Below are 15,024 nucleotides of genomic sequence, written 5' to 3'. Positions count from 1 at the left end.
TCAGCGCAGTTCGAAGCGGTCGAGGTCCATCACCTTGGTCCACGCGGCTACGAAGTCGTCGACGAACTTGCTCTCGGCGTCTCCGGAGGCATAGACCTCGGCGATCGCTCTCAGCTGCGAGTTCGAGCCGAACACCAGATCGACCGAAGTGGCCGTCCAACGCACCTGCCCAGTACCGCGATCGAGACCCTCGAACACGTGCTCGGTTGTCGACGCCTTCCATTCGACGCCCATGTCGAGCAGGTTGGCGAAGAAGTCGTTGGTCAGCTGACCTGGCCGGTCGGTGAACACGCCGTGGAGCGATTGGCCCGTGTTGGCCCCCAACACCCTGAGACCGCCCACCAACGCGGTCATCTCGGGTGCGGTCAAGGTCAGCAGGCTCGACCGGTCAACCAGCATCTCCTCGGGGCGACGCTTGTCGCTCGGGCGCTGATAGTTGCGGAACCCATCGGCGCGGGGCTCCAGCACCGCGAACGAATCGGCATCTGTTTGTTCTGCCGTCGCGTCGGTGCGGCCCGGGTTGAACGGCACCTTCACATCGTGGCCGGCATCGGCGGCCGCCTTCTCGATGGCTGCCGCGCCGGCCAGGACGATCAGGTCGGCCATGGACACGGCCTTGCCGTCGGTGCGTCCCGAGTTGAAGTCGGCCCTGATGGCCTCGAGCTCGGAAAGAACCGAAGCCAGCTGCTGAGGATCGTTGACCTCCCAACCGTTCTGCGGTGCAAGCCTGACGCGCGCGCCGTTGGCGCCGCCGCGCATGTCGCTGTCGCGAAATGTCGAAGCCGAGGCCCAGGCGGCGCTCACCAGCGCCCCGACCGACAAGCCTGTGCCGAGCACCCTGGCCTTCAGCTCTGCAATGTCGGCTTCGTCGACCAGTGCGTGATCGACCGCCGGAATCGGGTCTTGCCAGATGAACTGCTCGGCGGGCACCTCGGGCCCGAGGTATCGAGACACCGGACCCATGTCGCGGTGCGTGAGCTTGAACCAAGCCTTGGCAAACGCATCGGCGAACTCGGCAGGGTTCTCGAAGAACCGCCTCGAGATCTTCTCGTAGTCGGGATCGAACCGCAGAGCGAGGTCTGTGGTGAGCATCATCGGTGCGTGCCGCCGAAGCGGATCGTGGGCGTCGGGCACGGTATCGTCGGCCGAGCGGTCGGTCGGGCGCCATTGCCAAGCACCTGCCGGGCTCTTGGTGAGCTCCCAGTCGTACCCAAACAGCACCTCGAAGAAGCTGTTGTCCCACTGCGTCGGCGTTGGCGTCCAGGCTCCCTCGAGCCCGCTGGTAATGGTGTCTGAGCCCTTGCCGGTGCCGAAGGTGTTCTTCCAACCCAGGCCCTGCTCTTCGATGCCGGCACCCTCAGGCTCGCGTCCGACATATTCGTCGGCGTTCGCTGCCCCATGCACCTTGCCGAACGAGTGGCCACCGGCGATCAGCGCAACGGTCTCTTCATCGTTCATCGCCATGCGGGCGAAGGTCTCGCGGATGTCTCGCGCCGCGGCAACCGGGTCGGGGTTGCCGTTGGGACCCTCGGGATTCACGTAGATGAGACCCATCTGGACCGCGCCGAGCGGGTTTGCCAGTTCGCGATCGCCGCTATAGCGCTCGTCTGCCAGCCACTCGTCCTCGGGGCCCCAGTAGATGTCCTCCTCTGGCTCCCATACGTCGGCTCGGCCTCCGGCGAAGCCAGCGGTCTCGAACCCCATCGACTCGAGGGCCACGTTGCCTGCCAGGATCATGAGGTCGGCCCACGAGATCTTGCGCCCGTACTTCGACTTCACTGGCCACAGCAGGCGCCTGGCCTTGTCGAGGTTGGCGTTGTCTGGCCAACTGTTCAGCGGGGCGAACCGCTGGGTACCGGTGTTGGCTCCGCCTCGGCCATCGTGAATGCGGTAGGTGCCGGCGCTGTGCCACGCCATGCGGATGAACAGCGGGCCGTAGTTGCCGTAGTCGGCGGGCCACCAGTCTTGCGAGTCGGTCAGCACGGCTTCGATGTCGGCCTTGACGGCGGCCAGGTCGAGAGTCTCGAACTCGGCCGAGTAGTCGAATTCGTCGCCCATCGGATCGATCAGTGGCGAGTTCTTGCCCAACGGACGCAGGTTGAGCTGGTTGGGCCACCAATGCTGGTTGGCCATCGATCCCGTGGCGGAGTGCGAGCTGTGCAGGACGGGGCACTTGGCAGCCGCTGTGCTGTCTTGTTCGGCGGCGACGACGGCGCCCGTGTCTTGGCTGAAATGGTCTTCGTTGGTCATCGGAACTCCCTGAACTCTCGACGTCAGATCAGGATAGCCACGATTTAGACTTAGTCCAACTTTCTATTTTATCCATCTTTCGATGAGATCTGGAGCCAACGTTGCCCGCTGCTACACCCACCCGCCGGCGAACCCGACGAACTGACCGGTGGTGAAGCGGCTGGAGCCGTCCAAGAACGCAGCGCACAGCGCGGCGCACTCGTCGACTGTCCCTAGACGCCGCATCGGAACGCCCGCCTCGATGCGGGCCCTCACGTCGGGGTCGTCTGCACCCGAAGCCCGCCTGAACTCGGGGAAGTCCATGAAGTTGGTGCCCAGAGCGTTTACCTGAACGTTGCGCGACGCGTACTCGGCGGCGACGTTTCGCACCAGCATGTTGGCTCCGGCCCTGACCGCCGAATACAGCGGCGCATTCTTGGTCGGCCTGGCACCGGTTGCGCTGGTCAGCAGCAGAACCTGACCGTCGCGTTGGTCAGCCATCACCGGCACCACCGCCTTCAGGAAGTGGAACGGCTCTTGTAGACAACCGGCGTAGGCCGAGTCGAGATCGTCCACGCTCGAAGTCTCGAACGACCCGGTTACCACCCTTCCGGTGAACGCCGTAGCAGCGTCGATGCGCCCAAAGCGGCGCAGGCCCGCGTCCACCAGCTTGGCGATGTTGTCCGGATCGGACAGTCGCTCGACGCCCTCGACCACCTCCACGCTGGCGCCCAACTGCTCGAGCTGGTCGACCAGGCCCTCTTGTGGGTCACCGATAACGAGATCGTGGCCCCGTTCGGCGAGGATCATGGCCAGCGGCGGCCCGACATAGAACGAGGTGTTGTGGATGAGGGCGACTCGGCGTGACATGGCCCAACCCTAGTCATGGGTCGTCGGCGCGCGAAGATGGGCCGATGCCAGACTGCCTCCGACTCGCTCTCGTCACCGACATTCACTGCGGCCGCGAATCTCTGACCAAGAAGGGTTCGCTGGCCCCCGAATTGCTCGATCGCTTCGCGGGCTTCGTCGCCGACTATGAACCCGACATGGTCGTCGAGTTGGGCGACCGCATCACCGACACCGATCCAGAGGCCGACCGCGCAGCGCTCGACGCGGTTGCCAGGTCATTTGATGCCGTCGCCGCACCCCGGGCCCACCTGATGGGCAACCACGACCTCGTTCACCTGACGGTCGACGAGAACCAGGAGCTGCTCGCACACCCCATGGCATCGGCTTCGGTCGACCTGGCAGGTTGGCATCTGGTGTTCTGGCAGGCCGACCCGTCGATGTCTGGCGCACACGAACCGACCATCGCCCCAGACGATCTCGCCTGGCTGCAGTCGGATCTGGCCGCCACCGACCTACCCAGCATCGTGTTCACCCACATACCGCTCGACTCGGCTTCCATGCGCGGCAACTTCTACTTCGAGGCCAACCCGCAGTACGGCGGCTACTCGAACGCCAGAGCCGCGCAAGAGGTCATCTCGGCCGCCGGCAACGTGGCCGCCTGCGTTGCAGGACACGTGCACTGGAACAACCTGTCGCGCATCGACGGCGTTCCGTATGTGTCGCTTCAGAGCCTCACCGAGAGTTACACCACGCAGGGCCGCGCCAGTGCCAGCTGGGCAACCATCGAACTCGAGGCGCATCAGCTGAGGTGGACGAGCCACGGCAACGACCCCATCGAGTTGGTCGTCGGTGTAGGCGGCGCAGCGAGGTCGTGGGAGACCCCGCTGCCGCCGTTCGCCGAGTTGGCTAGACGCCGTCAGGCGTAGGTGCCCGCCATCTCCTCGGCGACGCCAGGCACGGGCTCAATGCCGCCGCGACCCGCCTTGCCAGCCTGAGCACCGCGCCCAAAGTCGTCGGGGATCGGACGGCCCTCGTGCAGGGTCAGCCAAAGACGCAGCAGGTGGCGCTTCTTGGCCGGATCTTCGTGGTCTTCGTAGGCGGTGCGCGAATGGAACGTCGTGTAGTTGCAGACGAACTGGATGTCGCCGGGCCTGAAGTCCATCTTCAGCGCGAAGCCTTCTTCGTTGGAGATCTCGTCGACCAGTTCGAGGAACGCGCTCTGGTCAGCGGTGTGGGCGGGAACCGCCTCGTGGCGCTGCGCCGACTCGAGGAAGCTGCGCACATAACGGATCGACAGGTTGTTGCCGTCCCAGGTTGCCAGCCGGGTCAAGAAGAATGGGTCTTGGCCGGGCAGCTCCTCGTTGCGCCGGTCGAAGTGCCACTGCTCGAACCACAGGTGAGCCAGATCGGGGCGCCGCTTGACGACCTCGTTGTAGGCCGATGTGGTCGACGCAACAGAGCTGAGCCCGCCCGACTTGGCCGGGTTCAGGCACAGCAGGCCGACAACGTCAGAGCTGTCGGTGTGATACGGGAGGCGCAGACGGGTCTGGTAGCCCCTGGCCCCGGCGTTGGTCTTGAAGTCGACGCCCTCGTCGATCACGTGGCCGAGCAGGTGACCACGAGCGTTCTGCGACACGGGCGTGCCCATGTGCAGACCCAAGCCCCAATAGGCGAATGCCGCGTCGCGCTCGGTCATCTGGTCGATGGGCAAGCCCCGCAGCACCCAGAAACCCCGGCCCTGGTCGAGCTCGCGGGCGAGGCCGCGCATTCGGGCCGCCAAGGTCGGCAGCGGAAAGTCGGCCGCCGTCATGTCCAGCATGGCCAGGCCTCGCTGGTTTACCGATTCGACGGCAGCGAGGATCTCGGAGATCTCGTCTTCGCTGAGGTGTTCGAGCCACGAACCGTCTGCCTCGAGGTCTCGGCCGTACCAAGCGGCCGGCCCTTGAACCAAGCCCTCTGGCATTGGAACCGATGGAGAGTCGGTGATCGTCATTGGTTTCATCCCCTTGTTTAGCCCCTCTAAGCATTTTGGCAGTGTGAGAGAGGCTTTTCAAATGGCGTCGGTGCCTTCGCCGCGATCTAGCTTGGTGCGATGACCGAAGAACAGATCGCTCAGCTCACCCGCGAAGTCATCGATCAGGTCGGTATCGACGCCGACGAGGTCACGTTTCGAGGAGCGTTGTGGGACGCGGGCCTGGCGATGGTGCAGTTTCCGGTGGGCAAGGGCGGTCTCGACGCGTCGCCGTCACTGCAGACGGTCGTCGAGCGCACCATTCGCGACGCCGGGCGCAACTTCCACCCCCTTTCGATCAACACCATCGGAATCGGCATGGGACTGCCGACCGTGCTGACCTACGGTTCGGAAGAACACCACCAGAAGTATCTGAAGCGCATCTTCACCGGCGAGGACATCTGGTGCCAGATGTTCAGCGAGCCGTCGCACGGCTCTGACGTGGCCGGCCTGTCGAGCCGTGCCGTGCGCGACGGCGACGAGTGGATCGTCAATGGCCAGAAGGTGTGGACCAGCGGTGCCCACGTGTCGCGTTACGGGATGCTGCTGGTGCGGACCGATCCCAACGTCCCCAAGCACCGCGGACTGTCGTACTTCATCCTCGACATGCACTCGCCCGGGGTCGAGATCAGGCCGCTCTACCAGATCACCGGCAGCGCCGAATTCAACGAGGTCTTCTTCGACGACGTGCGCGTGCCGCACTCGAATCTGCTGGGCGATGTCGGCGACGGCTGGCGGGTGGCCACAACCACCCTCATGAACGAGCGCGTCGCCCTCGGCGGCAGCACCGCACCGAAGGGTTCTGGCAACATCAGCCAACTCGTCCACCTGTGGGCCGAACGGGCCGGGTCGCTCGACCCTGTGGCCCACCGGTCCATGCAAGATCGCGTGGCCCGGCTGTGGATCGAGGCCGAGGTCGGCCGCCTCACCACTTTGCGGGCGCGCGCCAACGCCAAGATGGGCAACCCCGGCCCAGAGGGGTCGGTGGGCAAGCTGGCGTCGGCCGAACTCAATCAGCGCATCTGGAACACCTGCATGGATCTGCTGGGCGTCGACGCGATGATCCACGAGCCCGGCTATCCGCTGAACCGAGATGCCGAAGAAGGCGGCCGCGCCCACTGGACGCTCAGCAGCTGGTTCCTGCGTTCTCAGGCCAACACCATCGAGGGTGGTACGTCCGACATCATGCGCAACATCCTCGGCGAAAGGGTGCTGGGCCTGCCCGGTGACGTTCGTGTCGACAAGGACGTCCCCTGGACCCAGATTCCCACCTGATATCGCCGGCGCCGTGGGTGGGTGCCTGGCACCCACCCACGGCGGGGATCAGTCGACCAGGTCCATGACCATCTCGAGGTGTTCGATCTGCTGGGCAGGGGTCTTGCCAACGGGCCGAACCCGCAGGCACTTGACGCCTGCGTCTCGGTACACACCAATGCGGCTGCGGACCATGTCTGGCGTGCCGATGATGTTTGCTGCCAACACCAACTCGTCTGGGACTGCTGCGGTTGCCGCCGCCTTGTCACCCTCTACCCACAGGCGCTGCACCTCGGCGGCGATGTCCGAATACCCGGCTCGCGAGATCGCCGCGTTGTAGAAGTTCGTGCTGGCCGATCCCATGCCTCCCAATGTGAATGCCATGCCCGGCTTGTGTTTGGCGATCAGCGAGTCGACGTCGTCGGAAACCTCGATGGTGGCGTTGACCTGGATGTCGATGTCGTCGATGGAGCGACCAGCGGCCTCGGCGCCTGCGGCGATCTTGCCGATCATGGTGTCGGCGGCCTCGGGAATGAACGAGGTACCCAGCCAGCCGTCGGCCAACTGGCCCGTCAGCTCCAGCGCCTTGGGGCCCAAAGTCGCCAGATAGATGGGCAGGTCGGGGCGAGGCGGGATCGACGACTTGAGGGCCTTGCCCTCGCCACCCGGTCGGGGCAACACATAGTGCTCACCCTCATAGACCAGCCGTTCGCCCCTGAGCCCCATGCGCACGATCTCGATGTACTCGCGCAAGCGCCCGAGCGGCTTTGCGAAACCCACGCCGTGCCAACCCTCGACAACCTGGGGGCCGCTGACGCCGAGTCCCAGTATGAAACGGTCGCCTGAGATCTGGGCCATCGACAGAGCCGTGAGCACAGCAGTGCCCGGTGTGCGGGCGTTGATCTGCATGATGCCGCTGCCGAGCTTGATCTGTTCGGTGATGCCGGCCATGTAGGCCAGCGGCGTGACCGCCTCCATCCCCCATGCTTCGGCCGACCAGGCGCTGTCGACGCCCAGACGGTCGGCGGCCTTCACATACTCGACAACGTCCTGCCAGTTCTCACCGTCGTAGTACGCGCTGCCTATCGAGACCGAAATCCGCATGACCCCTCCCCTGTCGTGGACGCCCGCAGCGTAGGCGCTGGACACCGTCCGAGCGCACTCGTTGATCACCGCAGCGGCCCGAGGCGGGCGCCCCGGTCAGTCGGGTTGGCTGACGGCCGGCTTTCCGGCAGACGCGTGTCGAGGGAGGTTGGGGTGGTTGGGCGGATACGTCAACAGGTCGGCGTCGTACACATCCCACGCCTGGCTCATCTCGGCGACGATGTCGGGATGATGCCTGGCTATCTGGGCTGCCTCGCGCCCGTCGACCGTCACGTCATATAGCAGGTGGTACTCGCCTGGGTACCTGGGCCAGGCCCCTAACACCGGCCTCGGCCGAAGGTCGCGCACGTACTTGAACCGGCCCCGGCGCATGGCCCCCTGGCTGGCGATACGCCAGAACAGGTCGTGCTGTGGGTATGGGACCTCGCCGCTGAGCCAGTCGAGCAGGCTCACACCGTCAAGCGGATAGTCGGCGTGCGGCTCGGCGCCCGCGGCCTCCAGAATGGTGGCCGTCCAGTCCATGGTGATGTTGGGCGCTTCGCTGGTTTGGCCCGGCTCGATGACCGCGGGCCAGCGGGCAACCAAGGGCACCCTGATACCACCCTCGGTGACGTCGCCCTTTTCGCCGACGTAGGGCCAGTTGTTCGACCACCGCTCGCCACCGTTGTCAGACGCAAAGATCACAAGGGTGTTGTCGCGCACCCCGGCCTCGTCGATGGCGTCGAGGATCTGGCCTATCCCCTCGTCCATCAGCTGGATCATCTCGACGTACTTCGCTATCGAACCGCCGGCCAGGTGCAGAATCGGCACAGGTACTTCGCCGTCCCTGTACTCGCGGAGAATCTCGGCGCTGATGTCGGCGTCGTCGCGCCCCTCCCACGGCCAGTGAGGAGCCGTGTAGTTGACCTGCACATAGAACGGCCCCGAGGCGTTGGCGCGTATGTAGTCGGCGGTGCGCTGCGAGATGAGGTCTGTGTAGTAGCCCTCGACCTCGACCGGTTCTTCGTTCTCCCACATGTCGGGCTCGCCCAGCGTGCCGAAGTGGCCGTGGTAGTCGACGGCACCGTCGAGATTTCCGAAGAACGTCTGAAAACCGCTCTTGTTGGGGCCGAACCACGGTGCCCAGCCGCAGTGCCACTTGCCGAACATCGCGGTCGAATACCCCTGCTGGACCAGCAGCGAGGCGATGGTCGGGTGCTCGGGCGGAAGCCCCATCTCTTCGCTTCGGGTGCGGAGCGGCTCCTCGAGCCCGCCCTCGAGCCTGCCAGGGCTGCGACCGGTGTAAAGGGCGATGCGGGTCGGCGAGCACCACGGCGATGCCGCGTAGGCGTGGGTGAACCGAATGCCGTCGGCAGCCATCTGGTCGATCACCGGCGACCGCACCTCGTCGGAGCCATAGCAGCCCAAGTCGCGACTGCCGAGATCGTCGGCGAGGATGAACACCACGTTGGGCCGATCGGCCGCCGATTGTGCCTGAGTGTTCTGGTCCATCGAGCCCCCTTGCGTCTCAGGTCCGGAGCGAACCTAGCGCAGCAGCAACGCCCGGCGCTCGGCCGCCGCTGTACATACCGAGTTGGGCCGCGGCATCGTCGATCGTTAACCTCCGCGCCATGGCCAACCACGAAGCGACCGATCCATCCGGCGAGCCGAGTTCGTGGAGTCCGAGTCCTCGAGTCGCAGCGGTGGAGATAGAGGAACGGCCCACCGGCGAACTGATCATGACCTGCCCATATCCGACGATGCCGCTGCCACGGTCGATGGTGCACGTGTTCGTCGACCGCGCCACACGGTTCCCCGACCGCACCTTGGTGGCCGAGGTCGACGCCGACGGCCAGTGGCAGCACCTGACTTACGGGCAGGCCCTCGAGCGCTGTCGCAGCGTGGCCCAGTGGCTCTTGGACCGCGGTGCCGGTGTCGATCACCCCCTGGTGATCTTGTCGCCCAGCTCGCGAATGCACTTCCTGATGGCGTGGGGTGCACAGATGGCACGGGTGCCCTACTGCCCTGTCAGCGTTCCTTATTCGACGGTGCGGGGTGCCTTCCCGAAGTTGCGCTGGGTACTCGACCGAGTGTCGCCCAGCTTTGTCTTTGCCGAAGACCTGTCGGTGCATCAAGCCGCACTCGACACCATCGAGGCCGACACTCCCCTGGCTGCGACGATCGCCGCTGCCACGTTCGTCACCGGCGACGGGGCGGACGGCTCGGTCGAGTTCTCACAACTGCTGGCGACCGAGGCAACCGAGGCCGTCGACCGATCCATCGATGCGATAGACCACGACACGGTCACCCGCTACATGTTCACCTCTGGCTCGACCGGCATGCCCAAGGGGGTCATCCACAACCACGGAATGCACGCTGCGTTCCTCGCTGCCGGCAATGCGTTCAGCGAACCCTTCGACGAGACGGTCGACACACGTGTGCTCGACTGGATGCCATGGAGCCATGTCGGGGCCGGCGTGATGCGGCTCAACACGGTCGTGTTCGACGCCGGTTCGGTGTACCTCGACACGGGCAGGCCTGTGCCAGGGCAGTTCGAGCCGACCATCCACAACCTGGCCGAGGTGAAACCCACCAACTACAGCGGGTCGCCGTTGGGGTGGTCGATGGTGGTCGACGCGCTCGAGGCCGACGACGACCTGGCTGCGTCGTTCTTCGCCAACACCACCCAGTTCAACTTCGGGTCCGCTGCCATGCCAGACGCCCTCGCAGCACGAATCCAGAAGCTGGCGGTGGCCAACACCGGCGAACCCATCATGTTGAACACCAGCCTGCTGTCTACGGAGGTGTCGGCTGGAATTCTGCGCTGGTGGCCCACGGAAGACCACGACGTGATCGGCTTGCCCGCCCCTGGTGCTGACATCAAGCTGCTTCCGGTGGGCGACAACCGCTGGGAGATTCGCGCTCGCGGCCGGGGCATCACCCCGGGATATCTGGGCGAACCCGCCATCACCGAAGCCGCGTTCGACGAGGAGGGCTACTTCCGAATGGGCGACGCCGTGCGCTTCGCCGATCCGGCGGACCCGGTCAGAGGGTTGTGCTTCGCCGGGCGTGTGTCGGAGGATTTCAAGCTGCTGTCGGGCACCTGGGTTCAGGCCGGTGCGCTTCGCTCGCAGGTCGTCGCTGCCGCTTCGCCGTTCGTCAGGGACGCAGTGGTGTGTGGATTGAACCAATCCGATGTCACCTTGCTGATATGGCCCAACCTCGAGCAGTGCAAGGCGCTGGCCGATGGTGTGCACCCGGCCCGGTCCAGCGCGGTTCGAGAAGCCATTGCCTCTGGGCTGGCGGCGCACAACCACGCCAACCCCGCGTCGTCTACCAGAGTCGCCCGATTTCTGCTGTTGGAAGAGCCCCCCGACCCGGGCGCCTACGAGATCACCGACAAGGGGTACATCAATCAACGCGCGGTTCAAGACGCTCGCTCGGCCGAGGTTGCCCGCTTGTACGCCGAGACCCCCGACCCCGATGTCGTGACCATGCCGTCACACAAGGGCGCGCCTGCCATCGAGCACGACCCGGCTGGCAGCGAGCTGTAGCCAGACGCACCGGGCGCACACGCCCGGGCGGGTAGATCGCACCGGGTACAGTCGGCCGGTGTTTTCCAGCGCCAGGGCCAAGGCTTCCAAATGGCCGTTCGACCCGGCGCGTACCGGCTTCTACTACGGCTGGGTGATCTTGGCGGCCGGAACGATCGGCGCCATAGCCTCGGCGCCAGGCCAAACGGCCGGCGTCAGCGTCTTCACAGACCACATCAGCGACGCCACCGGGCTCAGCCGCCTGCAGCTGTCGATCGCGTACCTGGTGGGAACAGCGTCGAGCGGTTTCCTCCTGCCGCGCGGCGGCAGGGCTGTCGACCGCTATGGCGCCCGGGTGGTCGCTTTCACGGCAACCCTGTCGCTGGCGACCACCATCGTGGCCCTCAGCTTCATCGGCCCGATGAACCTCCCGGTCGGCATGCTGGTGATGAGCGTCGGCTTCGGATTCTTGCGGTTCAGCGGCCAGGGCCTGCTGACGCTGGCCAGCCGCACCATGGTCTCCCAGTGGTTCGAGCGTCGCCGGGGTGTCGTCAGCTCGGTTTCGAGCGCCGGCATGGGCTTTGCACTGGCTTCGAGCCCCGCAGTGCTGCTGGCGCTGATTCAGGTCGACGGATTTCGTTGGGCTTGGCGCCTGATGGCGTTGGTGCTGGTCTTCGGTGTGGGCGCCGTCATCGTCGTTTTCTACAGAGAGAGCCCCGAGGCCGCCGGGCTGCAGATCGACGGCGGCATCGCACAGGAATCGCACTCGGCGTCACCCGCCGCCCCTATCGGCACCGACCAGGACGCCACACGGGCCGAGGCGGCCAGGTCGCTGAGTTTCTGGGCCATAACACTTCCGGTCGCCGCCCTCAGCTCGACGGGCACGGCCCTGACGTTCCACATCGTCGACTTCGGCGCCGAGATCGGGCTCACCGACACCGAGGTCGTCCGCATCTTCGTTCCGATTGCGCTGGTCAGCGTGCCGGTGTCTCTGCTGGGCGGGTGGCTGGCCGACACGATTCGACCGGTCAACATCGCCATCGCCGCGTGTGTGGCGCAGCTGGTCATGTATCTGTCGGTCAGCCACATCGACGAGCCTGGCCCGGCGCTGGTGGCGGTTGCGGGCTGGGGTGTCGCTCAGGGCCTGTTCTCGCCGCTGACGTCGGCCGCGGTACCTCGATTGTTCGGCCGCAGGCATCTGGGCGCCATCTCGGGGCTGCAGATGAGCGCCATGGTCATAGGCAGCGCCATCGGTCCGGCGCTGTTCGCCCTGATCGAGTCGATCGCCGGTTCTTATCAGGTCGCTTTGTGGGTTTCTTGCGCCGCCCCTGGTGCCGGGCTGTTGGCCGCCATGGCCGACAGGCGAATTAGCCGCCCGAGCGTCGTCCCAACATCACCGGCAACAACTCGAAACCCCTGAAGAACGGCAGCGCGCGTCTCCTCAGGCCGTCTTCGACGATTTCGTAGTCGGGATACCGAGCCAGGAATCGACCCAAGCCAATGGATGCCTCGAGGCGGGCCAACGGAGCGCCGAGGCACACGTGCACCCCCGACCCGAAGCCGAGATGGCCACTGGCGTCGCGTTCGATGTCGAAGCGGTGCGGATCCTCGAATACGGCAGGGTCGTGGTTGGCTGCCGCCAGCGACACGGTGATGGTGTCGCCCGCTTGCAAGGCAACACCGTCGAGGTCGAGGTCGCATTGGGCGATGCGCGCAGTCTCGGTTATGGGGCAGTCGTAGCGCAGCATCTCCTCGACGGCGCCGGGCATCAATGATGGGTCAGCCGCAAGCCGGGAACGCTGGTCGGGATGGCCAGCCAGCCAATAGAGGCCGTTGCCCATGAGATCGCTGGTGGTCACGTTTCCCGCCACCATCAGCTGGACACAAAGGCTGATGATCTCCAGATCGTCGAGCCGATCGTCGTTCTGACTGGCCCTCACCATCTCCGAGATCAGATCATCGGCCGGCTTTGATCTGCGGAGCTGCACGGTGCCCTTGATCAGCGACACCAGACCTTCGTAGGCGGTGCGAAGCCGTTCTTGGCGAGTGATGTCACGGTGCGGGTCATAGCCCCACAAGATGTCCTCGGACCAGGTTCGAAGCGTCCCCACATCGCCGCCTTCGAGACCGAGTATCTCGGCGATGACCTGTGCAGGCAACAAGCTGACGAACTCCGATACCAGATCGACGCGATCTACCGGGTCGAAGCCGTCGAGTCGCCTGAGCAAACGCTCGGTTATGCGCTCGATTCGTGGTCCCTCGTCTTCGATACGTCTGGCGTTGAAGGCCTTCGACACCAGCAGGCGAATGCGACGGTGCGCCGGATCGTCCAGCAGCACCAGGGGTGGCTCGTAGGAGTTGTTTCCCTTCCCCTCCAGCACCCCTGTGCCCGCGACCTTTCGCATGTACGAATCGCCCGACGCGCGGCGGGCATCGACGCCGAAGTCCTTGTGCCGGATCACCGTGCGCGCTGTCTGGTGGCTGGTCACGATGAAGCGGCCATAGGTGGGGTCATGCACCGGGCAGCCCGCAGAGCGCAGCTCGTCGTACACCAGGTGGGGGTTGTCTCTGAACAGCGGATCCCTGGATGTCGTCCGCTCACCGAGTCGATCTGGTTCGATACCGCTCATGGAGCGATCCTGCCCTCGAGCACCAGGCGGTGCCAAGCCGGAAGGTGGCAAGAGCGACCGTGCGCGAGACTGGCCCCATGCAACTCGACGCCTACGGACTCGAAATCTCGACCTCGTCACCGGCAGCCCGCGACCTCTACGTCGACGGGATCGACCGCCAGTTGGCAGGCGTGGGAGGCAGCCTCGATGCCCTCGTGTCGGCGACCGAGGCCGACCCGGCCTTTGCGCTGCCCCATGCAGCCATAGCCCGCATCCACCAGACCAACGCACGACCTGGTGAAGCGCTGGCGGCGATTGAAGCCGCCGAGGCCCTGGCCCCCGACGCCACCGAGCGAGAGCGATCGCACATTGCCGTTCAGGGGTTGTTGACACGGGGCCAGGCCGTCGATGGCTTTGGCGCCATCGGGCGCCATCTCGAAACCTGGCCCACCGACGCATTCGTCCTGGCTCCCGCCAGCAGCGTCTTCGGCCTCATCGGCTTCAGCGGCCGACGGGGCCGCGAACCAGAACAGCTCGAATACCTCGACCGCCTGGCACCGATGTACGGCGACGACTGGTGGTTCCGCTCGTTCCACGCGTTTGCCCATGTCGAGACGGGACAATGGGAGAAGGGCCGCGACATGGTCATGGAGGCCCTCGAGGTCAAGCCAAGGTCGGCCCACTCGGCCCACGTGTTGGCACACGCTCTGTACGAGGGTGGTCGCAATGAAGAGGCCCTCGACTTCCTCGGCAACTGGCTGCCAGACCTCGACCACGACGCAACGATGTACTGCCACACCTGGTGGCACTATGCGCTGCTGCTGATGGGCACGGGGCAGGCCGCCGAGGCACTCGCCACCTACGAGCTGCACTGTGCCCCGGGCCGCTCACCTGCGCCCCCGCTGAACGTCATGACAGACGGGGCGTCGTTCTTGTGGCGCTGCGAGCTGGCCGGCATCGAGACCGACCCCGCAGCGTGGGAGAAGCTGATGGGCTTCTACGAGGCCACCTTCGCCAAGCCAGGCGTGTTCCTCGACGCCCACGCCGGGCTGCCCTACATCGCCACCGGACGAACCGACGCCTTGGCGACCTACATCGACACACTGCGAGGCCTGGTCGATGCCGGCCGGCTGCCGGACGGCGACATGGGTCTGGTGCTGACCCAGGCGTTCGCCGCCTTTGCCCAGAGCCGGTGGGCACAGGTGATAGACCTGCTCGAACCGCGCATCGACGAGGTGGTGCGCATCGGCGGCAGCCGCGCCCAACGCGACCTGGCGGTCAACACCTTGCTGGCCGCGTACGTGCGGGCAGGACGCCACTCCGACGCCACCGACTACATCCAGTCGAGCACCGATCGCATGCCTTCCAGGCCGGTCGCCGGTCTGGCCGCCTGACAGTAGACGCGGCCATCACAGCGGCGCTGACTTGCCGCGACCGATGCGGAGCGCATCTGTAC

General features: G+C 65.6%; 11 protein-coding genes. 5 read left to right on the top strand and 6 right to left on the bottom strand.

From position 1 onward, the window contains the following. Together katG and R2770_02155 are read right to left on the bottom strand one after the other, a co-directional pair. Entirely contained in the window at positions 1–2,250 is a 2,250-nt protein-coding gene (gene katG, locus R2770_02160) for a catalase/peroxidase HPI (protein MEZ5279250.1), read from the bottom strand. Positions 2,251–2,361: 111 nt separating this feature from the next. Then, positions 2,362–3,099: an SDR family oxidoreductase gene (locus R2770_02155; GenBank protein MEZ5279249.1), complete on the bottom strand. Its 738-nt coding sequence runs from the start codon at positions 3,097–3,099 to the stop codon at positions 2,362–2,364. A 44-nt stretch (positions 3,100–3,143) separates the two neighbouring features. Between R2770_02155 and R2770_02150 the strand changes: the two genes are divergently transcribed. Continuing rightward, positions 3,144–4,004, top strand: a complete 861-nt coding sequence (locus R2770_02150) for a metallophosphoesterase (GenBank protein ID MEZ5279248.1) — start codon at positions 3,144–3,146, stop codon at positions 4,002–4,004. Here R2770_02150 and R2770_02145 read toward each other — a convergent pair. After that, the gene (locus R2770_02145) at positions 3,995–5,071 is read right to left on the bottom strand and encodes a TauD/TfdA family dioxygenase (GenBank protein MEZ5279247.1); all 1,077 of its coding nucleotides are present in this window, start codon (positions 5,069–5,071) and stop codon (positions 3,995–3,997) included. The genes R2770_02150 and R2770_02145 overlap by 10 nt on opposite strands. A 99-nt stretch (positions 5,072–5,170) precedes the next feature. On the opposite strand from R2770_02145, the gene R2770_02140 reads away from it, so the two are divergent. Further along, the gene (locus R2770_02140; GenBank protein ID MEZ5279246.1) at positions 5,171–6,364 is read left to right on the top strand and encodes an acyl-CoA dehydrogenase family protein; all 1,194 of its coding nucleotides are present in this window, start codon (positions 5,171–5,173) and stop codon (positions 6,362–6,364) included. A gap of 48 nt (positions 6,365–6,412) precedes the next feature. Here R2770_02140 and R2770_02135 read toward each other — a convergent pair whose 3' ends face one another. Together R2770_02135 and R2770_02130 are read right to left on the bottom strand one after the other, a co-directional pair. Continuing rightward, on the bottom strand, positions 6,413–7,447 hold the full coding sequence (locus R2770_02135; protein ID MEZ5279245.1) for an LLM class flavin-dependent oxidoreductase: 1,035 nt from the start codon (positions 7,445–7,447) through the stop codon (positions 6,413–6,415). 96 nt (positions 7,448–7,543) lie between these two features. Beyond that, entirely contained in the window at positions 7,544–8,938 is a 1,395-nt protein-coding gene (locus tag R2770_02130) for a sulfatase-like hydrolase/transferase (protein MEZ5279244.1), read from the bottom strand. A gap of 119 nt (positions 8,939–9,057) precedes the next feature. Here R2770_02130 and R2770_02125 point away from each other — a divergent pair, with 119 nt between their 5' ends. Beyond that, positions 9,058–10,980 (top strand): AMP-binding protein, encoded by a 1,923-nt coding sequence (locus tag R2770_02125; protein MEZ5279243.1) that lies wholly within the window; start codon positions 9,058–9,060, stop codon positions 10,978–10,980. A gap of 58 nt (positions 10,981–11,038) precedes the next feature. Beyond that, a complete protein-coding gene (locus tag R2770_02120) occupies positions 11,039–12,379 on the top strand; it encodes an MFS transporter (GenBank protein ID MEZ5279242.1) in 1,341 nt (446 codons plus the stop codon). On the opposite strand, the gene R2770_02115 is transcribed toward R2770_02120, so the two are convergent. Beyond that, the gene (locus R2770_02115) at positions 12,327–13,589 is read right to left on the bottom strand and encodes a cytochrome P450 (GenBank protein ID MEZ5279241.1); all 1,263 of its coding nucleotides are present in this window, start codon (positions 13,587–13,589) and stop codon (positions 12,327–12,329) included. The two genes, R2770_02120 and R2770_02115, sit on opposite strands and share 53 nt — an antisense overlap. 77 nt (positions 13,590–13,666) lie before the next feature. Here R2770_02115 and R2770_02110 point away from each other — a divergent pair, with 77 nt between their 5' ends. Next, complete coding sequence (locus tag R2770_02110; protein MEZ5279240.1) at positions 13,667–14,962, top strand: tetratricopeptide repeat protein; 1,296 nt, start codon at positions 13,667–13,669, stop codon at positions 14,960–14,962. Positions 14,963–15,024: the final 62 nt, after the last annotated feature.

It is taken from the genome of Acidimicrobiales bacterium (assembly GCA_041394185.1).
Taxonomy (GTDB): domain Bacteria; phylum Actinomycetota; class Acidimicrobiia; order Acidimicrobiales; family Poriferisodalaceae; genus JAAETH01.
Note: the sequence above shows the minus strand (reverse complement) of the source record. Positions and strands in the feature narration are given on the sequence as shown.